23 protein-coding genes and 2 pseudogenes are annotated in these 26217 nt (G+C 72.7%); 12 read left to right on the forward strand and 13 right to left on the reverse strand.

Annotated features, from left to right (window positions below; translation table 11 throughout):
* The first annotated feature begins 2 nt into the window (after positions 1–2).
* Positions 3–875 carry a helix-turn-helix transcriptional regulator gene (locus ACF1DX_RS33095; protein ID WP_391794846.1) on the forward strand — a complete coding sequence of 291 codons (873 nt, stop codon included), beginning with the start codon at positions 3–5 and terminating at the stop codon, positions 873–875.
* A 125-nt stretch (positions 876–1000) separates the two neighbouring features.
* Here ACF1DX_RS33095 and ACF1DX_RS33100 read toward each other — a convergent pair whose 3' ends face one another.
* Positions 1001–1342: a hypothetical protein gene (locus ACF1DX_RS33100; protein ID WP_391794848.1), complete on the reverse strand. Its 342-nt coding sequence runs from the start codon at positions 1340–1342 to the stop codon at positions 1001–1003.
* 127 nt (positions 1343–1469) lie between these two features.
* Here ACF1DX_RS33100 and ACF1DX_RS33105 point away from each other — a divergent pair, with 127 nt between their 5' ends.
* From ACF1DX_RS33105 to ACF1DX_RS33120, 4 genes are all read left to right on the forward strand, one after another.
* Entirely contained in the window at positions 1470–2144 is a 675-nt protein-coding gene (locus ACF1DX_RS33105; RefSeq protein ID WP_391794849.1) for a HEAT repeat domain-containing protein, read from the forward strand.
* 3 nt (positions 2145–2147) lie between these two features.
* Positions 2148–3152: a MerR family transcriptional regulator gene (locus ACF1DX_RS33110; protein ID WP_391794850.1), complete on the forward strand. Its 1005-nt coding sequence runs from the start codon at positions 2148–2150 to the stop codon at positions 3150–3152.
* A 197-nt stretch (positions 3153–3349) separates the two neighbouring features.
* Positions 3350–3595 carry a DUF5133 domain-containing protein gene (locus ACF1DX_RS33115; RefSeq protein WP_391794851.1) on the forward strand — a complete coding sequence of 82 codons (246 nt, stop codon included), beginning with the start codon at positions 3350–3352 and terminating at the stop codon, positions 3593–3595.
* A 589-nt stretch (positions 3596–4184) separates the two neighbouring features.
* Positions 4185–4439 carry a hypothetical protein gene (locus tag ACF1DX_RS33120; protein WP_391794852.1) on the forward strand — a complete coding sequence of 85 codons (255 nt, stop codon included), beginning with the start codon at positions 4185–4187 and terminating at the stop codon, positions 4437–4439.
* 292 nt (positions 4440–4731) lie between these two features.
* On the opposite strand, the gene ACF1DX_RS33125 is transcribed toward ACF1DX_RS33120, so the two are convergent.
* From ACF1DX_RS33125 to ACF1DX_RS33150, 6 genes are all read right to left on the reverse strand, one after another.
* Complete coding sequence (locus tag ACF1DX_RS33125) at positions 4732–6084, reverse strand: DUF5933 domain-containing protein (RefSeq protein WP_391794874.1); 1353 nt, start codon at positions 6082–6084, stop codon at positions 4732–4734.
* A 1247-nt stretch (positions 6085–7331) separates the two neighbouring features.
* Positions 7332–7934, reverse strand: a complete 603-nt coding sequence (locus ACF1DX_RS33130; protein ID WP_391794853.1) for a hypothetical protein — start codon at positions 7932–7934, stop codon at positions 7332–7334.
* Entirely contained in the window at positions 7931–9361 is a 1431-nt protein-coding gene (locus ACF1DX_RS33135) for an ATP-binding protein (protein ID WP_391794875.1), read from the reverse strand. The genes ACF1DX_RS33130 and ACF1DX_RS33135 overlap by 4 nt, the downstream gene beginning before the upstream one ends.
* A 137-nt stretch (positions 9362–9498) precedes the next feature.
* Positions 9499–10182: a response regulator gene (locus ACF1DX_RS33140; RefSeq protein WP_391794854.1), complete on the reverse strand. Its 684-nt coding sequence runs from the start codon at positions 10180–10182 to the stop codon at positions 9499–9501.
* Positions 10183–10205: 23 nt separating this feature from the next.
* Positions 10206–11945 carry a murein biosynthesis integral membrane protein MurJ gene (murJ, locus tag ACF1DX_RS33145; RefSeq protein ID WP_391794855.1) on the reverse strand — a complete coding sequence of 580 codons (1740 nt, stop codon included), beginning with the start codon at positions 11943–11945 and terminating at the stop codon, positions 10206–10208.
* Positions 11870–13066, reverse strand: a complete 1197-nt coding sequence (locus ACF1DX_RS33150; protein ID WP_391794856.1) for a lipid II:glycine glycyltransferase FemX — start codon at positions 13064–13066, stop codon at positions 11870–11872. The genes murJ and ACF1DX_RS33150 overlap by 76 nt, the downstream gene beginning before the upstream one ends.
* Before the next feature lie 215 nt (positions 13067–13281).
* Here ACF1DX_RS33150 and ACF1DX_RS33155 point away from each other — a divergent pair, with 215 nt between their 5' ends.
* A complete protein-coding gene (locus ACF1DX_RS33155; protein ID WP_391794857.1) occupies positions 13282–14484 on the forward strand; it encodes an Ig-like domain-containing protein in 1203 nt (400 codons plus the stop codon).
* Positions 14485–14548: 64 nt separating this feature from the next.
* On the opposite strand, the gene ACF1DX_RS33160 is transcribed toward ACF1DX_RS33155, so the two are convergent.
* The gene (locus tag ACF1DX_RS33160; protein ID WP_391794876.1) at positions 14549–14902 is read right to left on the reverse strand and encodes a hypothetical protein; all 354 of its coding nucleotides are present in this window, start codon (positions 14900–14902) and stop codon (positions 14549–14551) included.
* A 780-nt stretch (positions 14903–15682) separates the two neighbouring features.
* Between ACF1DX_RS33160 and ACF1DX_RS33165 the strand changes: the two genes are divergently transcribed.
* A complete protein-coding gene (locus ACF1DX_RS33165; RefSeq protein WP_391794858.1) occupies positions 15683–16003 on the forward strand; it encodes a hypothetical protein in 321 nt (106 codons plus the stop codon).
* Positions 16004–16092: 89 nt separating this feature from the next.
* On the opposite strand, the pseudogene ACF1DX_RS33170 reads toward ACF1DX_RS33165, so the two are convergent.
* Positions 16093–16434, reverse strand: a pseudogene (locus ACF1DX_RS33170) (DUF2892 domain-containing protein); the annotation flags it as partial.
* Between the two features lie 50 nt (positions 16435–16484).
* Between ACF1DX_RS33170 and ACF1DX_RS33175 the strand changes: the two are divergent.
* Together ACF1DX_RS33175 and ACF1DX_RS33180 are read left to right on the forward strand one after the other, a co-directional pair.
* Positions 16485–16682, forward strand: a pseudogene (locus ACF1DX_RS33175) (glycoside hydrolase 43 family protein); the annotation flags it as partial.
* The gene (locus tag ACF1DX_RS33180) at positions 16660–16941 is read left to right on the forward strand and encodes a hypothetical protein (RefSeq protein ID WP_391794859.1); all 282 of its coding nucleotides are present in this window, start codon (positions 16660–16662) and stop codon (positions 16939–16941) included. The pseudogene ACF1DX_RS33175 and the gene ACF1DX_RS33180, both read left to right, overlap by 23 nt.
* Positions 16942–17305: 364 nt before the next feature.
* Here ACF1DX_RS33180 and ACF1DX_RS33185 read toward each other — a convergent pair whose 3' ends face one another.
* Positions 17306–18217, reverse strand: coding sequence for a hypothetical protein (locus ACF1DX_RS33185; protein WP_391794860.1), 912 nt, complete (start codon positions 18215–18217; stop codon positions 17306–17308).
* Entirely contained in the window at positions 18214–19251 is a 1038-nt protein-coding gene (locus tag ACF1DX_RS33190) for an SPFH domain-containing protein (protein WP_391794861.1), read from the reverse strand. The genes ACF1DX_RS33185 and ACF1DX_RS33190 overlap by 4 nt, the downstream gene beginning before the upstream one ends.
* Before the next feature lie 629 nt (positions 19252–19880).
* On the opposite strand from ACF1DX_RS33190, the gene ACF1DX_RS33195 reads away from it, so the two are divergent.
* Positions 19881–20222, forward strand: coding sequence for a hypothetical protein (locus ACF1DX_RS33195; protein WP_391794862.1), 342 nt, complete (start codon positions 19881–19883; stop codon positions 20220–20222).
* A gap of 137 nt (positions 20223–20359) precedes the next feature.
* On the opposite strand, the gene ACF1DX_RS33200 is transcribed toward ACF1DX_RS33195, so the two are convergent.
* A complete protein-coding gene (locus tag ACF1DX_RS33200) occupies positions 20360–22528 on the reverse strand; it encodes an MMPL family transporter (RefSeq protein ID WP_391794863.1) in 2169 nt (722 codons plus the stop codon).
* Between the two features lie 25 nt (positions 22529–22553).
* Positions 22554–23102, reverse strand: coding sequence for a TetR/AcrR family transcriptional regulator (locus ACF1DX_RS33205; RefSeq protein WP_391794864.1), 549 nt, complete (start codon positions 23100–23102; stop codon positions 22554–22556).
* Positions 23103–23317: 215 nt separating this feature from the next.
* On the opposite strand from ACF1DX_RS33205, the gene ACF1DX_RS33210 reads away from it, so the two are divergent.
* On the forward strand, positions 23318–25489 hold the full coding sequence (locus ACF1DX_RS33210) for a TerD family protein (protein WP_391794865.1): 2172 nt from the start codon (positions 23318–23320) through the stop codon (positions 25487–25489).
* Between the two features lie 369 nt (positions 25490–25858).
* The coding region (locus ACF1DX_RS33215) for an IS5 family transposase (RefSeq protein WP_391794866.1) at positions 25859–26217 on the forward strand (359 nt) is incomplete at its 3' end.

Here is a 26217-nt window from a genome sequence, read left to right on the forward strand (position 1 = left end):
GTATGACCCATCCCTACGCCCGTGAGCTCGGTGATTTCCTGCGCGCCCGGCGCGCCAGGCTGCGCCCGCACGACGTTGGCCTGGAGCCGGGCGGCCGGCGCAAGGTCACCGGGCTGCGGCGCGAGGAGCTGGCCCTGCTGGCCGGACTGAGCACCGACTACTACCAGCGCATGGAGCAGGGCCGGGAAGTACGCCCGTCCGACGGCGTCCTGGACGCGCTCGCCGGCGCGCTCGGCCTCGACGACGCGGAACGCCGGCACCTGTTCACCCTGGCCCGTGCCGCCCGCCGGCCCGTGCCCGCACGGAGGGAACGCGGTCCGGAGAGGGTGCCGGACAGCACCCGGCGGCTGCTGCGGGTCATGGACACCCCGGCGGTCGTGCTCGGCCGCCACCTCGACCTGCTCGACTGGAACCCGATGGCACAGGCGCTGCTCGGCAGCCCGGACGGCTACCCGCCCGACCGGCTCAACATGCTCCTGCTGCTGTTCGACGACACGCGGACCGGCGAGCGGAGCTGCCCGGACTGGGAGCGTCAGGCCCTGGAGTACATCGGCATGATGCGCGCCGCCGTCGCCACCGACCCCACCCATCCGCGCGCCACCGCGATCGTCGGCGAACTGAGCATCCGCAGCGCCGAGTTCCGGCGGCTGTGGGCCCGGCACGACGTACGGGTGTCGGTCAGCGGCACCAAGACCTTCCGGGTCCCCGAGGCCGGCGACGTCGTCCTGGACTGGGACACCTATCCGCTGCCCGGCGAACCCGGCCCGGTCATGCTGGTCTTCACCGCCGAGCCGGGCAGCGCCGACGCGGACCGGCTGCGGCTCCTGGCGTCGTTGCACGCGACCCGCTCGACACTCACCGACGGGCACCGCTAGCCGGTCGGGTCCCCTCTCCGCGGGCGGAGGCGTCCCGGAACGGCGCCGCCCGTTCCGCGTCCGGCGGGAGAGCCCCGGCCTCCGGCCGCCCCGCCCGTCCGACCAGGACTCCTGAACCGGAGGGACTAGTAGAAGGTGCGGTGGGCCTGCCGCGGCGGCTCCCCGTGCTCCTGGAACCTCTTCCAGACGCCGTAGGCCGCCGTCACCATCACCCGCCACTCCCGACCGCCCTCCCACCGCGCGTGCCTGCGCGCCGACTCGTCCTCGGTGAGCCCGAAGCGGACCTCCATGCCGTCCTCCAGGACGGCTCCCGTTCCGTCGCATTCCCGGAAGAGCCGCTCCGTCGGGACGAACAGCATCCAGCCGCGCCGTCCGTCGTCGGGCACCAGCCAGGAGTACACGAACCCCGCCCCCGCGCTCCCGGACGCCTCGGCGACGAGCCGTACGCCGATCGACGCCACCCCCATGCTCCGCCCTCCCGCGTTCCTCCGGCCACGGACGCCGGTCAGCCTACGTGGACCGGCTGTCCATCGAGCCCCGTTTGACCTTGACACGGTGACAAGGCCTTCACTGCTTGCCGAGGAGGTGGTCCCGATGGCCACGACGAGACAGGACACGGACGCGGTACGAGTGCTCCAGGGGCTGGAGGACGGGAGTCCGTCCGTGCGGTTGCGGGCCGCTCTGGCGGCCGGCACGGCACCGGACCCGTGCTTCGTCGACAAGCTCGTCCAACGATGCGCACTCGAACCGGAGTTCTTCGTCCGGGACATGCTGACCTGGGCACTCACCCGCCACCCGGTGTCCATGACGCTCCCCGCGCTGCTCCGCGAAGTCCGCTCGGAGCGTGCGCGGGCACGGAGCCAGGCGCTGCACACGCTGTCCAAGATCGGGGACCGGCGGGCGTGGCCGGCGATCACACCGCGGCTCCTGTCCGACACCGACGACGAGGTGGCGCGGAGCGCCTGGCGGACCGCGGTCGTGCTCGTGCCGGAAGGCGAGGAACCCGGGCTGGCCGCGCTGCTGGCGGGACAACTCGGGCGCGGCGAGCGGGAGACGCGGCTGAGTCTCAGCCGGGCGCTGGTCGCACTGGGCGGCGATGCCGTTTTGCCGGCTCTGCGTGCCGCGGCCATGGCCCCCGACCCGCGCGTGCGCGCGCACGCGCTCGCCACGGAACGGCTGCTGCGCGACCCGGACACCGGATTCGAGTACGCGATCGAGGAGGCGAAGCGCGTCGTGGCCCTCGGCGGCCCGGGCCAGGAGGGAAGATAGAACGTGTTGATCGGTGAGGTGGCGCGACGGTCCGGGGTCAGCGCCCGCATGCTCAGGCATTACGAGTCACTCGGCCTGGTGCGGCCTTCGGGCCGTACGGGCTCCGGCTACCGGGAGTACTCCGACGAGGACATCCGGCGGATCTTCCACGTCGAGAGCCTGCGATCGCTGGGGCTGTCGCTGCGTGAGATCGGGCGCGCGCTCGACGACCCCGGCTTCACGCCCTCGGCGCTCGTCGACGACCTCATCCGCCAGACGCGCGAACGCATCGCGGCCGAGACCGAGCTGCTCACGCGGCTCCGCCGGATCGATGCCGCGGAACCCGCCGGCTGGGAGGACGTCCTGCGGAGCGTCGCACTCCTCCAGGCACTCGGATCGAAGAGCGCCGACGCGCGCCAGCGCGCGGCCCTTTCCTCGGCCGGCGAGGTCCCGGTGCCGGTGGAGGCCCTGGCCGAGGCGGTGCTGCGCGAGACGGAGCCGAACGTCGCCGGGGCCCTGCGCTGGACACTGGCGCGATCCGGCGGCGACGGCACGGCACTGCTGGCGCAGGGCCTGGACTCACCGGTGGCCGCGGTGCGTGAACGCGCCGTCCGGTCCCTCGCCGAGATGCCCGGTGACGAGGCTGCCGCCCGGCTGCGGGACGCCCTCGCGCACCCTGACGCCGTGGTCCGCGGGTACGCGGCTCTGGCGCTGGCGGCACGTGGAGCGGCCGATACGGTCCCGGCGCTCATCGACATGATCGTGGAGGGGAGGAACGACACCGACGCGGCCGACGCGCTGAGCGGGCTGGCGAGCGACCCCGCGACGGCGGACCGGATCGCCACCGGGCTTGTCGACCGCCTCGCCCACGACACCACCGAAGCGCCCGTACGCCGGTGGCTGACCCAGGCGCTGGCGGACATCCCGGGAACCACGGCGTCACGTGCCCTCGTACAGCTCTCGCACGACGAGGACCGTGCCGTCGCACTGACCGCGGCGTACCTCCTTCACCTGCGCGACGCACGATGACGGACCCCCGGAGGGCCGACGGGCCGGGCCGTGCCACCGTCCGTCCAGGCGCGCACGCGGAGCGGGCCGCAGGGCGGTGATCACGGTGGCATAGGCGTCCCGATACGGGGCACATGAAGGTCTGCTCGGCGCTGCCCGGTGGTGGGCCGCGGCGCCGGCCGCCTTGTGAGACGGACTTCGAGGGGAGAGGCATCACCATGATCCTTCCGGCGGAGAAGGAACTGCGCGCCGTACTGGCCCGGTTCGCTCAGGCGCGCATCGAACACGATGTGCGCCCCACCGGCCGCACCAGCCGGGACCTCGAGGACTCCACCTACACGCTGTGCGTGATGACCGGGGCCCGCACCGTCGAGCAGGCTCTGCTCGCGGCCGACGCACTGCTCGAGCGGTACGGCACGGACCGTATGAGCTCCTCCCCGAAGGACGAGACACTGGCCGCGTAAGGCCGGATCCCCGCCCCTCGCCGTCGAGTCGGGCGACCGGCGCGCCGTAGGAGAACCCGTACCCGGCGAAGGCGACGGCCTCGGAGAACCCGGCTCATGGCGTGGTGGAGGGGCAACGGCCACGGCAGCCGGTCCCGTTCCGGCAGACCGAGAACACCGACGAGGCCGCCCGCCGCGACCGGCGCGAGGCGGTCGCGGCGGGCGGCCGGCACTCCCTTGGGGGTGGGGGGACCCGGAGGAGCGGAGCGGCCACGCCGTCCCGTCCCGCCGGAGACCGTCCCGGGCGGGCGTCCCCGGCGCCGTGCACGCCAACCCCTCGTACCGCAGAACGTCGCCCGCCACGCCCCGGAAGTCCCCGGACGGCGGAGCGCCCCCGCCCTCCTCACCGTCCTCGGCCACCAGCACGGTCGGCCCGGGCGGGACAGCCGCTCCCGCTGACGCGCCGGCCGGGTCGCATCGGTGATGAGCACGCGCGCACCACAGTCGTCCAGCGGACGGACCGGCGGTGACGACGGCCCTCGGTGACACGTGTCCTACGCCGGATCCGATCGTTGATCAGCGCGTCACTTCCTACGCGAAAGGGATAAAAGTGCGTAATAGTCTCGCCATCGGTGCCGTCGCGGCACTTGCTGCTGCCGGGGTGCTCTTCCCGGTCTCCGCCGCGCAGGCGGCCTCGCCCGTGCCGGCCGACCCGGCCGCCGAATCCGCCAGGGACGGCAGCAGCCTGGGGGACCTGGCATACCTGGTACCGAGCCTCGCTCGCGGCCTGCTGCCGGTAAACCCGGAGGGAGACAGCGGCCGCTCCCCCCAGGAGCCCGCCGACAGCCCTGAGGGACAAAGCTGAGGGGACACCGCTGGTAGTGCTTCGCCGGGTCCGGTCCTGGTGCGGGTACCGGTCCATCACCTCGGCAGGTCCTGGATGGCGCCCAGGAGCTGGCAGGGGGCCGGCATCCCGGCTTCCGCGCCGCACCCGCCCGGTGGAGCCGGGACCGGTTCCGGGGACGCCGCAGGCTTCCCGCGACCGGGACGGCGGGGCGCCCCTGCCCGGGACAGCGGAATCCGCGCGTGCCGCGCACCGGCCGTTCTTCCCCGGAGCGCGGGCGGACCGGCGCGGCCGGTATCCGGTGCGGCACGCCTCAGATCAGTTCGGGCTGGGGTTCCGGTCGCCGCGCCGGTGCGGTCCTCGGTTCCCACCGTGCGGTGGTCCGTACGTAGCCGTAGATCACCGAGACCATGGCCAGCACGAGCAGCGGTCCGGACACCCAGGGATGCGCGGCCATCGCCGACGGCAGGAACCGGTAGGACAGCAGAAGCGCGGCGAAGACCGTCACGCCGTAGGCGACCAGCCGGATCCCCGACCGGTCCCAGCCCTGGTCGAACGAGCGCAGGGCCGCCTCGATCGTGAGCGTGAACACCACGCCGGCGAGGAGGTCCGCACCGTAGTGGTAGCCGAATCCCAGCGTCGCGGCGAGCGTGGCGACCAGCCAGAACGTTCCCGCGAACCGCAGGACGCGAGGGCCCTTCCGGGAGTGGATGAAGATCGCGGTGGCCCACGCCGTGTGCAGGCTGGGCATGCAGTTCCGCGGGGTGATCCCGTCGAACGGCATGGGCTGCGGGGCATCGGCCGACGGCAGCGTCCGCGGCCACAGATCGGCCACGGCCCAGGGCTCGCTGGGCGGCATGTCCGGCGCCCACAGGCTGACCGCCGCCCAGTGCTCGGTGCCCGTGCCGTAGGCGAAGAGCGGTCCGACCACCGGGAAGATCATGTAGAAGGCCGGCCCGACGAGGCCGATCACCAGGAACGTGCGCACCAGGTGGTGGCGCGGGAAGCGGCGCTCGACCGCCACGTGGCGCAGTTGGTACAGCGCGGCGATGACCGCGGCCACCGCGAGATTGCCGTAGACGAAGTCGAGGAAGTTGAAGCCGACGGGGCCGGTGGCCGTCACGATACGGCCCGCCAGCCACGACGGGTCGCCCAGCGCGTGATCGGCGGTGGCCACGTACTGGTCGAGCACCGTCGGGCGGGTCTTCGAGGTGATGAGCAGCCAGGTGTCACCGGTCTTGCGGCCGGCCACCAGCAGCAGGGCCAGCCCGACGCCTTTCAGGAGCAGGACCCGTTCCCGGCCGGTGCGGCGGGTGACGGCGACGACCGCACAGCCAAGGATCACCCAGAGGGCGCCGTTGCCGAAGGGGTGGCCGCCGGCCGTGTCCGCGTCGGCCGCCCACCGGACCACCAGGAAGGCGACGTCGACACCGATCGCCGTGCCCACCGCGACGAACCGTTCCCGCCAGGTGAGCACCACCATCATCAACGCCATGGCCGCGTACAGCAGGCCGCCCGACTTGGGGGCGTACACCACCTCCCGCACCTGGTTGGTGAGCGGCCCCGGCAGGCCGTAGTGACGCGCGGCGAACTCCAGCGCGACGAGGAACCCGAGGGCCACGGCACCCACCGCGGCCCAGAGGACCGTCCGTGGCCGACGCCACAGGGGGAGCGCGGTTTCCCGGTCCGTTCGCGAAAAGTTCTGCGGTGGTATGTGTATCAATTTTCGACTGCTTTGCTAGAGGTTGGTCATGTCAGGGCGGGTTCCGCTCGTCACCTTCCGGCCGGCGTCGCTTTCCCCCTCGCCAAGGGCGGTCCGTCGGAGCAAGACGGAAAGAACGCGGCGCGGGTTCCGGCTAATTCGCCGTCGAGCCGCGCGTCATCCGCCGGCTCCGGTGCGGGGCGCCGTCCCGGCAGTCCGGCCACCGCCGTTCTCCGCGCCGCCGACGGCTCACGCCGCGGCGGGACGGGCGTCAGGGGGTTCGCCCGGCGGACGTGAGGGGATCGCCGGGGACCGGCCGGGGCACGGCCATGAGGCCGTCGTACAAGGATCACCGGCTTCGTGGCACCCGCCGCAGGGGCAGGCCCGGCCGAGGCGCACGCAGGTGCGACGCGGTCACTTCGTCAGCGTTCCCGCTGTGTCCCCCCATGCCCCGAGACACCTCACGCCCCCTCGATCCGCCCCTGCACGCCACCCGTGCCCCCGGTGTGCCTCCCCAGGCCCTCACGCCGAGACAAGCACAGCGCATTCGGGCAGGTCAATAGCCATGCGGAAGCCATACGACGATCCAGACGCGGATGCCCTCCATCCGCGCCGCACGCTTCCGCGGGTGTTCCGTCGTGTCCGCTCGCCGGTCAGCCGTCCGACGGACCCCGTCTCCGCCGCTCCTCCACCGCGCCCCTGCGCGCGGAACCACGCACCGCGTTCCGCCGCCAGGATCACCAGGTCCGGGTGACCGTGCCCCAGCCGCCGGCGTACGCCCGGCCGGCCCCGGCTCAGGAAGGAACCAGCCGAGAGGCCCGAGGGAGACGGCTGGGGGACACCGGCCGTACGCGCCGGGCACCGTTCCCGACGCGGTCGTCGTCATGGCGCCGGGCGGTGACGTACGGGCCCGGGGCGGCCGTCACCGCCGCGCAGCGGCACGGCGAAGAGGCGTGGCCGAGGGTGCCTCCCGCCGTCGAAGCCGCGGCCGGGGGGGCGAGGCCCGCGGTCCTGCCGAGGCCGCTCTCTCCCGGTCCGGCCCCGACGGCCCGGACAACACGGCCACGCACCCCGGCGTCCTCGGGGGCGACGAGACCGGCCACACCCGGTGCCCCGCCGGGACCCGGAGGCGAGACCCCGTCCTCCCGGCAGGGGCGAGCGGTGAGCGGTCCGCGCGTACGGCGGGTTCCTCCGTGCCGGGGCGCGGCTCGTCAGGGCCGCCGTCCCGCCGTCGGGTCGAGGCCGCAGGTCCCCGAGGCCGGCACTCCGTCCTTTCCCGTGAGCCGCACGGTGGCCCGGCCGTCGCCGCCTTGGCTGTAGGCGATCGTGCAGAACAGCTGGCGCAGCGCGGTCCGGCCCAGCCCGTCCAGCGCGATGGGCAGGCCGGCCGTGACCTCCTCGCCGCCGGGCGAGACCTCCACCCGGAGCACCGCGGACCGCGGGACGGGGGGAAGGGACGTGCCGAGCCCCGCTGCGCGGTCCTGTTCGTCGGGACCGCCGAGCAGCGCGAGGATCACCTTCTCCGCCGGCACGGGCACGGCGTTCGCGCCGGTGGGGTCCTGGCCGGCGACCGGGTCGTCTTCAGGGCCGTACTCGGGCACGGAACCGGTGGACCGGACCACCGGACTGATCCCGCCGTCGCGCGAGTGGAAGAAGAGCAGCATGTCGTAGTCGCGGTCGACGAACGCCTGGACGGAGGCGGGACCGCCCGCCTCGATCACGTCGGTCTCCTGGATGCCGCAGCCGCCGAGCAGCAGCACCCCCGACACGACGGCGACCGCGCGGGCACCCCGGCACATCCGCGCACGCCTCATCCGTCGGCCTCTTCCGGATGGAGCGGTATCTCGACGGTGAAGACGGCACCGCCTCCGGGAAGGTTCCCCGCGCGGACGGTCCCGCCGTGCAGCCGCACGTTCTCCTGGGTGATCGCCAGCCCCAGGCCGCTGCCCGCCGACCGGGTACGTGCCGCGTCGGCCTTGTAGAACCGGTCGAAGATGTGCGGCAGCACGTCGGGCCGGATGCCGGGCCCGCTGTCGGCGACCTCGGTGATCAGTACGGGCGGGCCGGGGGAGCGCGCTTCGCCGCGCAGGCTCACGGTGACGGGCGCGCCGCCGTGCCGCAGGGCGTTGCCGACGAGGTTGGCGATCACGATGTCGAAGCGGCGCGGGTCGAGCCGGGCGCGGATGCCGGGGGGCAGCGCGGTGCGGACGCGGCCGTCGGTCCAGTGCCGGTTCTGCAGCGTCTTGCGGATGGTCTGCGCGACGTCGACCTCGTCGGTGTTGAGCTCGGCGGCGCGGGCGTCGAAGCGGGAGATCTCCATCAGGTCCTCGACGAGCACGGCGAGCCTTCCGGTCTCGGTGCTGACCAGCCGGACCGCGCGGGCGGTGTCGGGGTCCAGCCGGTCGGCGTCCTCGTCGAGGACCTCGGTGACGGCGAGCATTCCGGTGAGCGGTGTGCGCAGTTCGTGGGAGACGTCGGAGGCGAAGCGGCGGGCGCGTGCCTCGGCCTCGCGCAGTTCGCGTACGGAGCGTTCGAGTTTGCCGGCGGAATCGTTGAAGGTGCGGGCGAGATCGGCCAGTTCGTCGCTGCCGCGTACCGTGATCCGCGTGTCGAGCCGGCCGCTGCCCATGCTCCGGGCGGCCTGGCGCAGTTCCCGCACCGGCCGCAGCACGCTGCGCGCGGCGATCAGACCGGGGATCAGCGCGACGACGAGGCCGGGCAGGGCGCCGTCCCGGGCGGCCACGAGGAGCGCGTCGACGTTGACCTGCTCGTCGGTCATCCGCATGACGGCGTAGAGGACGAGTCCGCTGGGCAGCACGCCCTCGGGGCCGGTCCTGATGACGGTGGGCATGGCGATGGTCAGGTAGGGCACGCCGTCCTTCACGACCCGCTCGAAGCTGCCGCTGGGGTGGGCGTGTGCGGCGCGGCGCAGTCCGGGGGTGATGACGGTGGAGACGGGGTTGTCGCCGGAGGAGGCGCGGAGCGAGCCGTACTCCGCGAACACCACCCAGGGGCGCGGCTTCCCCTTGCGGGCGAGGTCACGCAGGATCTCCTCCAGCCCTTCCCGCTGTACGGGCAGGCCCCAGCCGGTCTGCTGGACCTGGTCGCGGAACGAGGAGACCGCGGTGTCCTGGGCGGTCTTCAGCAGGGCGTTGCGGGCGTCGCGGTAGGTCAGCGCGGACGTGGTGCCCGCGCTGACGGCGGCGACCAGCAGGAAGGCGAACACCAGCCGGGTGCGCAGCCCGAACGCCCTGGCCCGGGCCCGCCCCGCAGGGGGGCCGCCGGACGTGCCGTCGTCGGGCGCGCCGTCGTCGGTTCCGCGGCGCCGGGCGCCGGAGAGGCCGCGCAGGAGCCGCCGCGCCGGGCCGGGGCCGCAGGTCACAGCGGTCCGAAGCGGTAGCCGAAGCCCCGCAGTGTCTGGATGTAGCGGGGGCTGCCCGCCTCGTCCTCGATCTTGCCGCGCAACCGTGCGACGCAGGCGTCGACCAGTCGTGCGTCGGCGTGGAAGCTGTGCTCCCACACGTGTTCCAGCAACTGCTGCCTGCTGAACACCTGCTCGGGGGCGGCGGACAGATGGAGCAGCAGTTTGAGCTCGGAAGGGGCCAGCGCGAGGTGCCTGCCGGACTTGGTGATACTCAGCGCGGCCCGGTCGATGGCCAGTTCGCCGTGGACCTCGACGGCCGTCCGGCCCTGGCCGGTGTGGTCGATGCGGCGCAGCACGGCACGGATCCGGGCCTCGATCACCTCGGTGCGGGCGGGTTTGACGATGTAGTCGTCGGCACCGGCCTCCAGGCCGATCACCACGTCGAAGTCGTCACCCCGCGCGGTCAGCATGATGATCGGCAACTGGCTCCGCTCGCGGACCCGCCGGCAGACCTGCACCCCGTTCATGCCGGGCAGCATCAGGTCAAGGAGCATCAGATCGGGCCGGAACTCCGTCAGCGCGGCGAGACCGGCCTCGCCGGTCGCGGCCGCCCGTACCTCGTGTCCACGGCGGCGCAGACCGAGTTCGACCCCTTCACGTACGGAAGGGTCGTCCTCGACGAGGAGCACGCGGGGCATGAGTGGTTCTCCCTCGGTGGTGGTCAGGTCCGGGTCACTCTCCGGCGTGCGCCGGAGAGCAGGGCGTCGAGTTCGGTGAGCCGCAGCGGACGGGCGAGCAGGGCGAAGGAGAACACGACGGCGGCGGCCCCGGCGGTTGCGGCGGCGAGGGCTCCCGCCCGTGCGGCCCCCAGCGCGGCCAGGTGGCCCAGTACGGTGGCGGGTACGGCGGCGAGGACGAGCCGCGCGTGCGTTCCCGCGGCGGTCGAGCGCAGCGGACGGGCGACGGCGAGCCGGCGGCTCAGCACCCGGGCGGTCACCGCCCAGCCCGCGCACAGCGCCACCGAGTACGCCGCCGCCATGCCGGTCACGGCCCAGCGGGCGGGCAGCAGTTGGGCCGCCGCCACGGACAGTCCCGCGTTGAGGACGACGATCACCAGGTTGAGCAGGAACGGCGTACGGGTGTCGGAGAGCGAGTAGAAGGTGCGGGAGAGCACGTACTGGCCCGACATGGCGACGAGCCCGGGTGCGAAGGCCATCAGGATCACGGCCATGGCCGCCGTGTCGTCGGCACCGGTCCTGCCGTGTCCGAAGACGAGATCCGTCACCGGCCGGGCGAGGGCGAGCAGCATGCACGCGGCGGGTACGACGGCGGACGCGGAGGTGCGCAGGGCCCGGGAGACGTCGCGCCGCAGGGCGGCGGTGTCCCCGTCGGCGGCGGACGCGCTCATCCGGGGCATCAGCGCGGTGACCAGGGAGACCGTGATGATGCCGTGCGGTACGACCCACAGGACGTAGGCGTTGTTGTACGCGCTGAACCCGGGGCCGCCGTCGAGTCCCGCGGTCGTGGCCAGCCGGGTGGTGACCCAGTAGGCGGCCTGGTTGGCCAGCACCAGCAGCACCAGCCAGAAGGCCGACCGCAGTGGGCGGGTCAGTCCGCCGCCACGCCAGTCGAAGCGGGGCCGCCAGCGGAACCCCGCCGCGCGCAGCGCGGGGAGGAGGGCGAGGGTCTGGACGGCGATGCCGGCGGTGGTGCCCCAGCCGAGCAGGGCGGTCTCGGCCGGAGTGAGGGTGTCCCCGCCCGTGGCGAAGGCCAGGTACAGGCCGAACACGGCCATGACGACCAGGTTGTTGAGGACCGGCGCCCACATCATCGCGCCGAACCGGCCGCGTGCGTTGAGGACCTGCCCGAGCAGGGTGAACAGCCCGAGGAAGAGGATCTGCGGCAGGCAGTAACGGGCGAACGCGGTCGTCATGGCGGCCTGCCGGCCGCGGTAGTCGGTGTACGCGTCGACGATCGCGGGAGCGGCCCACACCGCGGCCGCGGTGATCGCCAGCAGGCCGGCCACGCAGACGGTGACGAGCCGGTCGGTGTACGCGACGCCGCCGTCCTCGTGTTCCTTGGCCGTCTTGACCAGTTCGGGGACGAAGACGGCGTTGAGCGCGCCGCCGAGGAGGAGCATGTAGACGATGGTGGGCAGGGAGTTGCCGACCGCGTAGCCGTCGGCGGTCGGCCCGATGGTGCCGAGCGCCGCCGCGACCACGGCGGAGCGGGCGAAACCGGTGCCCCGGGAGACGATCGACCCGGCGGCCATGACGGCACTGCCGCGTGCCGTGGAGGCCGTCTTCGCACCGGTGCCGTCGTCGCCGGACCGCCCGCCGTCCGGCCGGGAGGCGGCACCGTCCGTACCGGTCGGAGCCGTGGCGCTCACCGGCGGTTCAGGTACGCCTGGAAGGCGCGGTACAGCGTCTGGTTGGCGGTACCGCCCAACGGTCTCTCCCATTCCCCCAACGTCTCGACGACCTGCCCGCCGGTGCCGAGCTTCCACCGCAGCAGTCCGTACGCACGTTCGGCGGGGTCGAGAGTGGAGGGTACCCCGCGCATGTCGTAGACGTCGGCGCCGAGGGCGTGGGCGTCCTGCAGCATCCGCCACTGCAGGGCGTTGGAGGGCCTCACCTCGCGGCGGTGGCCGGCCGACGCCCCGGTCTGGTACCAGACCCGGCGGCCCACCGTGATCATCGTGTGGGCGGCGAGGACCTCACCGCGGTGACGGGCGAGATACAGCTTCATCCGGCCCGGTTCCTCGGCGTTGAGCGCCGCGTACTGACGCTCGTAGTAGGCGAGGGAGCGGCCGAGCCGGAAGCCGTCGCGCTGCTCGGTGATGCCCAGCAGCCGGTAGAACTCGGGGAGTTCGGCGGCGCTGCCCACGACCACCTCCACGCCCTCCTTCCGGGCGCGCCGGACGTTGCGCCGCCACTCCTGGTTGAGCCCGGACCACAGGTCCTCGGTGGTGCGTCCGGCGAGCCGTATCCGGAAGACGTGGCGGGGCTGGGCGTCCCCGTCGTCCGCGGTCCCGTCACCGCCGCAGCGGCGCCACCCCCGGGCGCGCAGCCGCTCGGCGACGGCGGTGCCGAGCGGGTCGACCTCACTGGCGAGCACGTCGCCCAGCCGGCGGCCCGGTCCGGCGAGCGGCTTCAGCGCGGAGGCGTCCCAGCGCCGGTACGCGGGGGAGGGGCCCATGCGTACGGCGAACACGCCCGCGCCGCGCAGGTGGTCGAGCAGCGGCGTGAGCCAGACGTCGACGTCGGGATCCGTCCAGTCGGCCACGGGTCCCTCGGGAAGGTAGGCGAAGTACCTGCGGGTGCCGGGGAACTGACGCAGCAGCACCAGTGCCACGCCGCTCAGCGCCCCCGATCCGGGATCCGTGCCCCAGCCGAGCAGCCGGGCCCGCCAGCCCTCCTTGACGTCGGCCCAGGAGGGGCACTGCAGGAAGCCGGGGCCAAGGGCCCGGCCGGTGGGCGACGCCAGGAAGCCGCGGTAGACCTCGGGCGTGACGGGCCCGAGGACCACGGGCCCCTTCCCCGCCCGGGGGACGCGGCCGGGCGGTACGAGCAGTGCTGACACGGTCCGATCCTCGCTTTCTCCCCGGCCTGTCGCAGGGACGACGACGATGCTCACAGCGGTCCGTGACCGCTCCGCACGGCGAATGTGACGGGACCATGACCGTTCCTCACCAACCGCCGTCACATTGCCCCGTAGCGGCTGACCTGCCCTTTTCCTGGTTCTGAAGTCACGATCGTCCGCTCGTCACCGCGGAGTCGTCCGTCACGGAGGTCCCCTTGCACCGCACACGTGTGTTCGCCCACGCCCCGATACGGGCCGCCGTCGCGGCGGCCCTGCTGGCGCCGCTCGCCGCCTGCTCGATGGGTTCGCCGCCGGCCGCCTCGGACACGCCGCGGACCGGGAAGCCCGGCGACCGGCCCGTCACGGTCACCGTCACCCCCGAGGGGCGGCAGGCCGCGCCGGGCCGGCCGGTGACGGTCACCGCCTCCCACGGCCGTCTCACCTCGGTGACCGTCACCGACGCCGACGGCCGCCGGCTGCCCGGCGAGGTCGCGGCCGACGGCGGGACATGGACGTCGGACCGCAAGGCCGCGCCCGGCACGGCGTACACCGTCGCCGCCGCGACCCGCACCGAGGGCGGCACCACCGCGACCACCAGGACCTCCTTCACCACGGCAGAGGCGGACAAGGTCAACAAGGTCGACTGGCGTCCGGGCACCGGCACCACCGTCGGCGTGGCCCAGCCGGTCTCCCTGGTCTTCGACAACCCGGTCGCGAACCGGGCCGAGGTCGAGAGGCAGCTCGAGGTCACCACCTCGGACGGCACCGAGGGCTCCTGGGGCTGGATACGCGACTGGTCGGGCAGGGACAGGGCCGACTGGCGTCCGAAGTCGTACTGGAAGCCCGGGACGAAGGTGACGCTGAACGCCGAACTGAACGGCACCGACTCGGGCCCCGACGGCGGCTGGTTCGTCCGCGACTACACGACGACCTTCACCGTCGGCGCCCGGCAGATCGTCGAGGTCGACCTCGACCGCCACCGGCTCACACTGGTACGCGACGGCGAGACCGTCCGGAGCATCCCGGTCTCCGGCGGCACGCCCGGCGGCGACAAGCGCTCCTGGCACGGAACGGCCGTGCTCATGGCCAAGGAGGGCACGATCAACATGAACTCCGAGACGGTCGGACTCGGCGACGCCTACGACAAGATGGTCGACTACTCGATGCGGCTGACCTGGTCGGGCATGTACGCGCACGCCGCCCCGTGGAACGCCCCCTATTTCGGCAGCGCCAACCGCAGTTCGGGCTGCATCGGTATGAGCGACGCGGACGCGGCCTGGTTCTACGGGCAGGTACGGCCGGGCGACCCGTTCGAGATCACGGGCGAGGAGACCAAGGGCGTGGTCGACCCGGGCAACGGCTTCGGTGCGTGGAACGTGCCGTGGACCGACTGGCGGCGCAAGAGCGCGCTGCGGTGAGGACGGCGCCGACGCCGGGGTCACCGCACCGGGCCGGCGTGCCTTGTCCGCAGGCCTTTCCGACTCAGCGGAACTCGTGGACCACCTGGATCCTGCCGACGATGTGGGCGTTGAAGTCGTCCAGTTCCCCGGCCGGGACCCAGAGTTCGAGGATCGTCCGCCCACCCGCCTGCTGGATGGGATACCGGCTCAAGAACTCCGACTCGACCTCGAAACGAGTGACGAAGCCGGCGCCGTCGTGCTTCACGTTCCAGTCCCGGGCGATCCTGATCGCGTAGTCCTCGTCGAGGACCGGGTAGAAGATCGGCTGCTCGGGCAGCCGGGGCGGCCACGCACGCCAGTTCAGCTCCCGAACCAGATCCAGCTCCTTGGGACCGGTGGGACGCCACAGGGTCGTCGTCGCTTGCCGACTGGTCATGCCCATCACTCTCTGAACACAGGCCGCCGGTACGGCGGTCCGGGAACCCGGACGATACCGGCACCACCGACCCGGCAGCCACGCGGTTTCCGCTTCTGCCCCGACGACATGGGGACGGGGGCGGCTCCGCAGCGCGCCGAGGGCGGTGGCACGCACACCGGGGTCGGGGTCGTCGGCGAACGGCGGCAGCGCGTCGTCGGCGAGAGAGCCGGGCATCCGCGGCGCGGACAGCGCCCGGGCCCGGACCGCGGCCCGTGGGTGACGGGCGAGGGGGCGCAGCAAGGCGGCGTCCTCGGGACACCGCTGCTTGGCCGGCCCGACGAGTGCCGCCGGTGCGACGGCAGCCGGGCCGGCGCACAGCGCCCGGTAGTGCGCGTGGGGGTCGTCGCCCGCCGCCCGGAGTTCCCGGCACACCGCCGCGCTGACGGTGCCCGACCGGACGCCGGCATCGAGGATGATCCGGTCCTCGGCCGGCCCGGCACCGACCGCCGAGTCCACACCCTTGCCGTGAAGCAGCCGTTCGCCGGGGGGTGTGCAGCAGGGTGGGGCGGAGTCCGTACGTCGTCATGGGCGGACTGCAACGCCCTTGCCCACCGCCCTCACCAGTTCTTTTCCCTCTCCCGGTGCTGCCGTCGTGGACAGCCGGAGCGCCGGGCCACGGAGCGCGGTGGGCCGCACGGCAGTCACCTGAGACCCATAGGATCCTCGCTCACGCAACCCACGTCGATGCTGAGGCGTCCAACTCCCTGACAGGCGGCCGCCGATCACCCAGGAGAGCTCGTGGCGAAGAAGGACCCGATGACGGACGCGGCGGGGGAGAAGGACCGCGAGAAGTGGATGGCGCGTTTCCAGGTACGGCTGGCCATGCAGCCGGGCGTGGACCGGGCGGTCGTGCTCCAGGCGGTCAAGGAGGTCACGGCGCACTGCGCGGATACGGGAGAGCACCCGCGGACCGCCTTCGGCGACCCGGACGCCTACGCCGTACAGGCCGCCGCGCGGCTGGTGCCGGCGGACCGGACGGCGCGCGCGAGGCGGCACAACGCCGTGGTGGACGCGCTCGACTCCGTGTCCAGGAGGGCCGGGGACGTCGCCGGTCTGTGACCGGTCGAAGCGACTTCCGTCATGCCCGGCGCCCGGGTTCTGACACAGGCTTCTGTCCGCGACGACCGTCGTGGCCGGGCCTGGTGGCGTCAGCGGCCGGTCAGGGCGGCGAGGGTGGCGTCCAGGTCGGCTGCCCCGGGCCGATTGTGGGGGAGCTTGGCGAGGATCCCGGCCATGCCGCAGGTGTCGGTCAGGGCGGAGAGGACCAGGCCGCCGGCGACGCCCGCGGACAGCCGGCGCGCCGCGCTCCAGCGCTGTCCGGCGATCAGACCGGTCAGGACGAGGGATCCGGCGACGAGGCGGACCTGACGGTCCATGGCCCGAGGGGAACGGGTGACGGCGGGGCGGTGGATGTCGTGACCGAGTTGCGTCCAGGCGGTGGTGCCCCCGGTGAGAGTGGCGGCGCTGATGCCCTGACCTGACCGGCCCCGGTCCGGTGGACCGCCGGGTGACGTCCGCGGACGGTGCCTTCGAGGCGACGGTGGAGCACCGGCCGCGGTCCTTCCAGCACCTGGCCGGGATCACCGCGTACCACAACACGCGCAACTGGTACTTCCCGCACGTCACGGCGGACGACGAGGGGCGGACGGTGCTGCGGGTGGCGGGCTGCGACCGCGGCGCGCTGAGCGTGGACGAAGCCGGCGAGGTGTCTCTCGGTGAGACCCGCCGCCTGCGTCCCGGCCTCGACCTGCGAGGGGCCGTCCTGCGTTTCCGTTACGCCACCGGCGACGACTGGCAGCCCCCCCGGACCGCCGCTCGACGCCACCGTCCTGTCCGACGAGCACGCGGAAGAATTCGAGGACGGGCGGATCCGGGCTCTCGGCTTCACCGGCGCGTTCGTCGGCATGTGGGCCTGGGACCTCACCGGGGGCGGCCTGCCCGTCGACTTCGACGAGGTGACCTGGCGCGCACTTCGTCAGCACCGCGAAGCGCCGTGATCGCTTCCAGGGGGAGCGGCCGCCGGGGGGAGGGCTGTCCGGGGCCTCCCCTCAGGGCCGGTCCTGCCCGCCGGTCACGGCGTCGACCGGGTGTCTGCGTGGCCGTGGCGGAATGGACCGCGGCATGTCGGCTGAAGTCCTCAGGAACGGGGCCGCCGTCTCGGTGCCGCGCCTCGAACGCGGCACCACCCGGCCCGCGTCCACGGAGAACAGGGCCCTGAACCCCGTCCCGCTCGCACGCGACGATGCCGAACGGCTTCTCGAGTTCGACCACGGTTTCGTCGGGCAGGCCGTGGTCCGGCTGGTGGCGTTCGGCTTCCTCGGGGCGGTTCCTCTTGCCTGCCTGACGTTCCGCCTCGTCGGGTCACCGCTGCCTTGGAACGTGTGTCACCAGCCGCAGCCGCTGCTCGCACCTGCCCACCCGTACCGTCTGCCCCCATGTCAGCTCCAGGGCATCGCCCTCCACACCGTCCCCGAAGGCGACGAGACGTTCGGACTCGACGGTGAGGCGCAGCCGGCCGGTGGCGGCGAGTTCGCCGGCCACCAGGGACGTCCCGGTGGCCGGCGACGGCCAGGCCTCGCGGACGAACCAGAGCAGGCGGTCCTCCGTGGGGTGTGGCAGACGCAGAGCGCTGCTCCGCTCCTGCCACACCGACCGGAGCCAGCCGGTCGCGCCGGTACCCGTGCCCACCAGCACTCCGGAGGAGGCCTGGGCCTCGACGACACCCCCGTCGCCCTCCAGGCCCAGGCGGTACCTGGCCGTCTGGTGTCCGACGGCGCCGAGGTAGATCTCGTTGAGCGCGACCAGCCGCTGGGTGTCGTCGGCGACGGCCTCGACCATGGTGAGTTCATCCGCCCGGGCCGTGGACGCGCCGCGCAGCAGCGCCGCCGCGTCGGCCGCCCGGTGCCGCACCAGTACGCCGGGGTTGCGCCCCGGCTCGGGATCGACACCGATCACCGGCTGCCCGGCGAGGTACTTGGCCACGTTGGCCACCAGTCCGTCCTGTCCCACCACGACCACGACGTCCTCCGGGGCGAACAGGAAACGGTCCAGGTCGCTCCGCTCCACCCGGGCCTGCCGCCAGGTCAGCGGGACCGCGGCCGCCACCTCGGCCAGCGCCCGGTGCGCGCGGCGGTGGCGTTCGGCGACTTCTCCGAGATCCCGGCCCCGGGAGGAGAGGAAGAAGGCGGCCTGTCCGTGGGTACCGTGCCGGGCCACCAGTTCCTCGTACTCCGTGGTGCGGTGGACCAGGACGGCCCGCGGGGCGAGGCTCACCCCCGGGCCCCGCCGCCGAGCCGGGCCAGCAGCCCGGTCAGCACGTCCGGCGAGACGGTCACGCTGTCGATGCGCGGCAGGTTCTCCGCCAGCCGCGTCCCGGTGAGCGCGTGCAGCGTCGCCACGTCGACATCGCCGTGGACGCGCAGCCAGGCCGCCTGGGCCTCGGCCCGGGCCTCGCCGACCTCGCGCGCCGCCTCGGCCTCCGCGCGGGCGAGCGCCACCGAACGGGCGGCCTCGGCCTCGGCGAGCTTGACCGTGCGCGCCGCCTCGGCCTGTGCGCGCACCCGGTCCGCCGCCGCGCCCTCCTCCGCCTCGCGGCGCGCGTTCGCCCCGCGCTGTTCCACCAACCGTTCCTCGCGGCGGGCGAGTTCGATCTGGCTGGCCAGTTCGTTCTCGGCGATGGCGCGCTCGCGCTCGACGGCGACGGCCCGCCGCTCGTACGTCGCCCGGTCGGCCTCCTGCTGGATCAGCTCCCGGGCGGGCGTACGCAGCGCGCGCTCCACCTCCGCCTCGGGACGTACCGCCATGACCCGTACGGCCACCACCTCGATCCCGGTGGCCGGCAGCCGCGGCTCGGCGCCGAGGCCCGCCGCGATCCGGTCGCGCACCGCGGCCACCCCGTCGATCAGTGCCGCGGACAGCGGGGTGCGGGCCAGCACGTCCAGCGCGTGCTGCTGAGCCGTCTCGGTGAGCAGTGTGCCCAATTGCTCCAGCGGGGCCCCGCGCCAGGCTCCGGTGTCGGGGTCGACGGAGAAGTCCAGGCGGGCCGCGGCGAGTGCCGGGTCGCCGATCCGGTAGGTGACGGTCGCCTGCACCGACACGTCCTGGAAATCGGCGGTACGGGCGCGGAAGGTCATGGCCAGCTCCCGGTCCTCGACCGGCACCTCGGAGAGCGCGGCGGTCAACGGGCGGAACCAGAAGCCGAGTCCTGGCCCGTCGTGCACCAGCTTGCCGCCGCGGTGGTAACGGATGTGGGCCGTGGGCGTGGAACGCAGGTGGCGCCAGCCCAGACGCCGGGTGATGTCGGCCATGGGATCTCCTTCTTTCTCGTCTTATTGACGATAATGCGGAATTTTCTTATCGTCAAGAGGACGAAAAAAAGGGGGGTGCGGTGTGGCTGTCGCGCCTGTGGGCGGCGGAAGGCCGGCACCCGGGGCGACGGCCGGGCGGCAGACCCTGCCGGCCCTGGCCCATCTGCGGTGCGGCGACACCTGTGCGCAGCGTGCCACCAGGCCCGGTGTCGCGACCGTCCATTGCTACGCGCGCGCGAGGCGGCACGGGATGAACGTCCACGTCCGCACGGATCTGTTCGGGCGTACTGCTACGGGCCTCACCCGCGCTGCCCGGCGCCACGCGCGACCCGGCCGCGGCCCACGTACACCCGCGGCTACCTGTGGATCGCCCGACGCGCTCCTTGCGACGCACCGCCGGGTCCAGGCTGCGTTACCCTACGGCCAATCAAGGTCACACCATGTTGGGGGCGGACATGGCGGTGCGGGGCGAGGCGATCCTGGCCGAACTCGGCTCTCTTCCGGCTCACGTGCGCGCGGACTACATCCGTGTCCTCGAGACGGTCGCACGGATCGCTCCTCGCATGTGGACCCGTCGAAGGGGCGTCCGGCTACAGTGGATCATGCTCCGTGACGGCGACGATGCCGTCGTGACGCAGGTGGACTCCGGCGAACTGAGCAAGCACGTCGACTGGGACGGTCCACGGTCCGCCCGCTCTTTCACCGGTGCCCTACGGGAAAAGCTGGGAACGAACCGGTGCGCCGCTCTGGTCTACGGGAACGCGGTCGACTCGCGCACATGGGGTTGGGTCCTCCCGCTCCTGCTCGGGCGGCTGCCCAGGCTGGACACAGCGGTGATGGTCGAGGTCGAACACCGCACCGGAGCCCGGTCCACCTTCTCGTTCCCGATCAAGTACCGGCGCCTGCCCGTCCGAGGCCTGGGGTTCGAGGAGGACGTGCACGCGATCCTGCGGTGCGCCAGGAACCCGTGACCCGTGTTCCACGTCCCCACCGATGACGTCCCTTTTCGCGGTGCAGGCGATCAGCCGTCCGGCGCGGCGGAGGAAAGCGGGGGAGGACGGGGCCGCTGCGCGGGTCCCGTCCTCCGAGCTGCGGTCCGGCGCGCGGGTCAGACCGGTACGGGAGTTTCGTCGCGTGTCTCCGCGTCCAGCCGCCGGTTCAGCTTCTCGCCCTCGATGTCGAGGTCGGGCAGGGCCTTGTCGACGGGCCCCGGCAGCCACCAGGCGGCACGGCCGAGCAGGGACATCACCGCCGGTACCAGCGCCATGCGGACGACGAAGGCGTCGATGACCACGCCGACGGCGAGGGCGAAACCGATGGATTTGATGATCGGGTCGTCCATCAGGACGAAGCCTCCGAACACGGACGTCATGATGAGCGCGGCGGCCGTGACGACACGGGCGTTGTGGCCCATGCCGCTGACCATGGCCGCCTGCGGGTCGGCGCCGTGGACGAAGTCCTCGCGCATACGGGAGACGAGGAAGACCTCGTAGTCCATGGCGAGGCCGAACAGGATGCCGATGAGCAGGATCGGCAGGAAGCTCACCAGCGGGCCGGGGGTGTCGACGCCCACCAGGCCGGCGAGGTGGCCCTCCTGGAAGAGGGCGACGGTGATGCCGAAGGTCGCGCCCACGGTGAGCAGGAAGCCCAGGGCCGCTTTCAGCGGCACAAGGACCGACCGGAAGACCAGCATGAGCAGCAGGAAGGACAGGCCCACCACCAGGAGCAGATACACCGGCAGGGCGTCGGCGAGCTTCTCCGAGACGTCGATGCCCAGGGCGGTCGCGCCGGTGAGGGCGATGTCGGCACCCTCGATGTCCGCGACCCGGTCGCGGATGTCGTGGACGGCGTCCTCGGTGGCGACGGCGGTCGGGCCGGACTCGGGGATGACGGCCAGCAGGGCGGTGGTGCCTTGTTCGTTCAGCTGCGGCGGGGCCACGGCCAGGATGCCGTCGGTGTCCTTGATGAGTGCGGTGGCCTTCTCGGCGGCCGCCCCGGTGGACTGCGCGTCCTCACCGTTGACGACGGCGATGAGACGGCCGTTGAAGCCCTCGCCGAAGCCCTCGGACGTCAGGTCGTACGCCTCTCGCGCGGGGGAGCCCTCGGCGGCGGTGCCCGCGTCCGGGAGGGCCATGCGCATGTCCTGGGCCGGGAGGGTGAGCGCGCCCAGGCCGAGGACGCCGACGACCAGGAGCGGTACGCGCAGCCTGGTGACGAGCCGGCCCCAGGTGAAGCCGAAGCCCTCGGTGGCGGCGCCCTCCTCGGCGGGCTTTTGGCCCGCGCGGCGCTGCTTGCGCGGCAGGATCCTGTCGCCGGCGAAGGAGAGGAAGGCCGGCAGCAGGGTGAGGGCGACCAGCACGGCGACGGCGACGGTGCCCGCCGCGGCCAGGCCCATCACGCTCAGGAAGGGAATGCCGACGACGGAGAGGCCCGCCAGGGCGATGACGACGGTGGCGCCGGCGAAGACGACGGCGGAGCCGGCGGTGCCGGTCGCGCGGCCGGCGGCCTCCTCGGGCTCCAGGCCCTCGGCGAGGTACTGGCGGTAGCGGGAGGTGATGAAGAGCGAGTAGTCGATGCCGACGGCCAGGCCCAGCATCAGCGCCAGGATGGGGGCGGTGGAGGTCAGTTCGATGACACCGGTCAGGGAGAAGAGGCCGGCCATGCCGACCGCGACACCGATCAGCGCGTTCAGCAGGGTCATGCCGGCGGCGACCAGCGAGCCGAAGGTGACGACCAGGACCACCGCGGCGACCAGGACGCCGAGCGCCTCGGTGGAGCCGACCTCCACCTCACCGCCCATGACCTCGCCGCCGTGCTCGATCCGCAGGCCCTCGGCGTCGGCGCCGACGGCCTCGTAGGCCGACCTCTGCTCGTCGGTGACCTCGTCGGCGGCCTCGTCGAACTGCACCTGGATCAGGGCGTAGCGGCCGTCCTGGGAGACGGAACCGGCCTGGAACGGGTCCATGGCGGCGGTGACGCCGTCGATCCCGGAGGCTTCCTTCACCACGGGCGCCACCGCGGCGGGGGACAGCCTCTCACCCTCGGGCGCGGCGACGACGATGGTGCCGGTCGCCCCGCCGGCCTGCGGGAACTGCCGGTCGAGGTCGTCCAGCGCCCGCTGGGACTCGGTGCCCGGCATGGAGAACTTGTCGCTGGTCGGGCCCATCAGGGTGGCGGCTCCGACACCCAGCAGGGTCAGCAGGAGCAGCCAGAGGGCGGCTATTCGGCCTCTTCTGCGGAAGGAGAACCGCCCGAGCCGGTACAGCAAGGTCGCCATGGAGGAGGGGTCTTTCCGTGAGGGGTCAACTGGGGGTGTGGTCAAGCGTCCGCAGCGCACTGCGGATCATTTCGGCACGCAGCACCTCGTCCGGCGCCACCTCGTCATCGGTGGCGCCGGTGACGAAGACGCCGCCCAGCACCATCCACGCCGCCACCCGGGCCGGCGGGTGCTGCGAGCGGCCGGCCAGCGCGTCCAGCAGCCGGTCCGCCAACTCGATGACGTTGAGGTCCTGGTGGCAGGACATCTCGGCGATGTCCTCGAAGAGGAGCCGGATCTCGCGGCGGAACCGCAGCGTCAGGTCGACGTATCCGACGACGGTCTCCTCCACCAGCCGGCCGCCCTCCAGCCCGGCCACGCGGTCGAGCAGCGCGGCGAGGGCGTCCTGGGCCGGGGTCAGCAGTTCGGTGAGGATCTTTTCCTTGCCGGCGAAGTGGTAGAGGAGTGACGCCTTCGAGCAGCCCACGTCGGAGGCGATGTCCTGCAACGAGGTGCCACGGAAGCCGTGCACGGCGAACAGCCGCAGTGCCGACTCCAGGATCTGACCGCGCATGGCGGAGGCGGAGCGTGCCATGACCCCACCATAACTGTCCGATCGGTCAGGACTGACCGATCGGACAGTGTGTCGCTATGGCTTGCGCCACTCCTCCTGTCCGGGGCTTGCACGGGCCGCACACCGCCGGCCTCACCGACTCGCGCACGGGAAAGCACCGCCCCTCGAGGCGCGACGCCGGAGCACGCACGGAAACCCCTGTGCACCGCCCCGCACACCTCTGCGATCATCTCCGAATGGCGCACAGTCTCGAGTCGCTGGTCATCCGGCACACCCACCGCCTTCCCTCCCCCCGGGGCTCCGCGGGCGAAGGAGCCACCGCCACGCGGCAGTTCGACGCGGCGTTGGCATCCGTGGGCTTCAAGCTCTCGGCGGAGCTGCTGGAGCGGCTGTCCGGGCTGTCCGAGGCCGCGGTCGTGCACACCGCCAAGCGGACGCTGCGCACCGTGAGCGAGATGGTGGGCGACCACGTCCGGCACAACGCGTACTTCATCGACTTCCCGGCGAACGTGCCGGACACCGAAGAGTTCTGGATGCGGTGTGTGACGACGGCGCTCATCGACGACACGTCGCGGGAGAACGTGCTGACACAGTCGGCACACGGGGTGCTGGACCTGCTCGGCCTCCCCACGTACGGCCGCTACCAGCACACCTACGAGGAGATGCTCGCGGCGCAGGACGAGCTGATCGCCTCGGCGGGCGACCGGGTGACCGTCCTGCACCTCGGGCGGGATCTGGACGACGAACTCACCGGCCTGTACCTGGCCTTGGCGGGCAGTACGACGCCGCTGGGCGAGGACCACCTGCGCGACCTCGGGATCCTCGCCGAGCGGTGCGCGCTCGGCCCCCAGCCGGAGCCGATCCCGGTCCGGGAGAACCGGGCGGTCGTCAACAAGGCCCGTCTCGCCGTCGGCGCGGACCTTCTGCTGGACACCGTCACCGATGTGCTGCGGCTGGCCTGCGCGCTGTCGGGCGGCGACGTGACGCTGCAGGAGCCGACCCGGTTCCGGTCTCTCCCGCGGCCGGCCCGCCGTGCGCTGCTCGCGGGCCTCGACGCCGTGGTCGCGGCGAACCCCGCCAAACTGGCCGATGTGCACGCGCACCGCGAGCCCTTCAAGCGGCTCGGTGAGCGCCTCCACCCGCACGAGTACCCGCGCTGGCCGCACGCCGCCGATGTGTTCGCCGTGGCGCGGGGCGAGAAGGAGGCACGGTCCTTCGACAGCCGTGTCGAGGAGTTGCTCGACGAGTCCGACGTCCTCGGTGCGGTACGGCTGCTGAAGTCCGCGCCCGGCAAGCTGTTCCGCTCCCTGGACCACCTGCTGCGCATCGCCGCCGACCAGGAGCAGCGGGACGCGGTGACGGCCGCCGCGGTGCGGGTCGCTCCCGAGGTCTCCGGCCGGGTCGTGCTCTCGGTCCGCGAGCACTTCCGGAACCGGGAGCGGGAGACCGGCGAACTCCGGATCTTCGTCAACCGCCGGGGCCGGGGCTGGGCCGCCCCCGACACCCGGCTGCCGGTCCCCGCCGCCGACCGCGACCGCCTGGTCGCCGCCCTCGACGCCGAGATGCGCCGCAGGCTCCCGGCACCGGACCGGCTGCTGCTCGGCCCCGACGTCCTCGACGTGGCGCTCCCGCTCAGCGGCAGGGCGACCGCGACCGGGCTCGGCGTACTGCCGCGAGGTTCGCTCTCGGCGGTCGACGGCGAACGACTGCGCTTCTTCGTGTACTGGAAGGAGACCGGGCGCCGGACCGACTACGACCTCTCGGCGCTGCTTCTCCGCAGCGATTACAGCACCGACTCCTGGCTCTCCTACACGTCCCTCAGGGCTGTCGGGGGCAAGCACTCGGGCGATGTCACCGAGGCGCCCGACGGGGCCTCGGAATTCATCGAGCTGTCCCTGGACCGGGTACGCGGCACTTTCATCGTTCCGCAGGTCAACATCTACGCAGGCGAGGGCTTCGAGGAGGTCGAGGAGTCGTTCTTCGGTTTCATGCTGCGCGACGGTGAACAGAGGGGCCGGCCGTTCGAGCCCCGCACGGTACGTATGAAGTCGGAGCTTCGCGGGGCGGGCCGAGTGGCGCTGCCCCTGGTGTTCCGGCGCGAGAATGACGGCCGGTGGCGCGCGAAGTGGCTGCACCTGTACCTGAAGGGCATCTCGTCGGCCAACCGGGTCGAGGAGAACCAGGTGTCGGTGTCCAAGGTGGTGCGCGCCGTGGTGGAGCGCGAGCACCTGACGGTGCGGTACCTGACCGGCCTGATGTCCGGCGACACCACGGCCGTGGAATCGTGGGACGGCGGGCCGGTCCCGGAGGAACCCGTGATGTACATCGGTCTCGAACGTCCCGAAGGGCTGCACCCGGACTCCCGGGTCATCACCCTGGAGAATCTGCGCGACTTGATCCCGGGCTGAATGCTAGCCTTGCCCACGGCGAGGCCATGAAAGGGCTTCCTTCTCAACTCCTTTCGACAGCAAGCTCTTTCGCTTTCCTCGCCCTCGACATCGCTTCGGGCGGCACCCGCACTCACCACGCGGGGCCGCCCGAACCGCCGTGACTCACCCCGCGGACGAAACGGTTCGGGTGTACGCGCTCGTCGAGCTCTTCGAGGTGTTCGTCCCTGCCGGTGTCCCGGCTGCCGGCGCTGCCGCCTGCGGACCGCCTCCGTGGATTCCGTACGTCGCTACGACGAAACGAGGACCTGCTCAGACGTCGGCAACCTCATGTCCCGCAACAGCTAGGGTCCGTCTTCAAAGATCATCTAGGTGGTGGATCATGGTGTCGTGGTACGTCGTCATGAACTCACGGACCAAGAGTGGGATTTGCTCGCTCCGCTGATACCCCGGGCCGCGACGGGCAGGCCCCGCGTGGCAGACCGGCGGGTCATCAACGGGATGGTCCACAAGATCCGCACCGGGATCTCCTGGCGTGACCTGCCGGAACGCTACGGGCCGTGGAAGACCGTCTACACCCGCTTCCGCCGCTACGCCCTCGACGGAGTCTTCACCCGGGCCCTGCAGCAGGTCCAAGCCCACTCCGACGCCGCCGGCGACATCGACTGGCTGGTCCAGATCGACTCCACCATCGTCCGCGCCCACCAGCACGCCGCCGCCACCGGCCGAAAAGGGGGCGGCACCAACAG

Source organism: Streptomyces sp. NPDC014676, assembly GCF_043084105.1.
Taxonomy (GTDB): domain Bacteria; phylum Actinomycetota; class Actinomycetes; order Streptomycetales; family Streptomycetaceae; genus Streptomyces.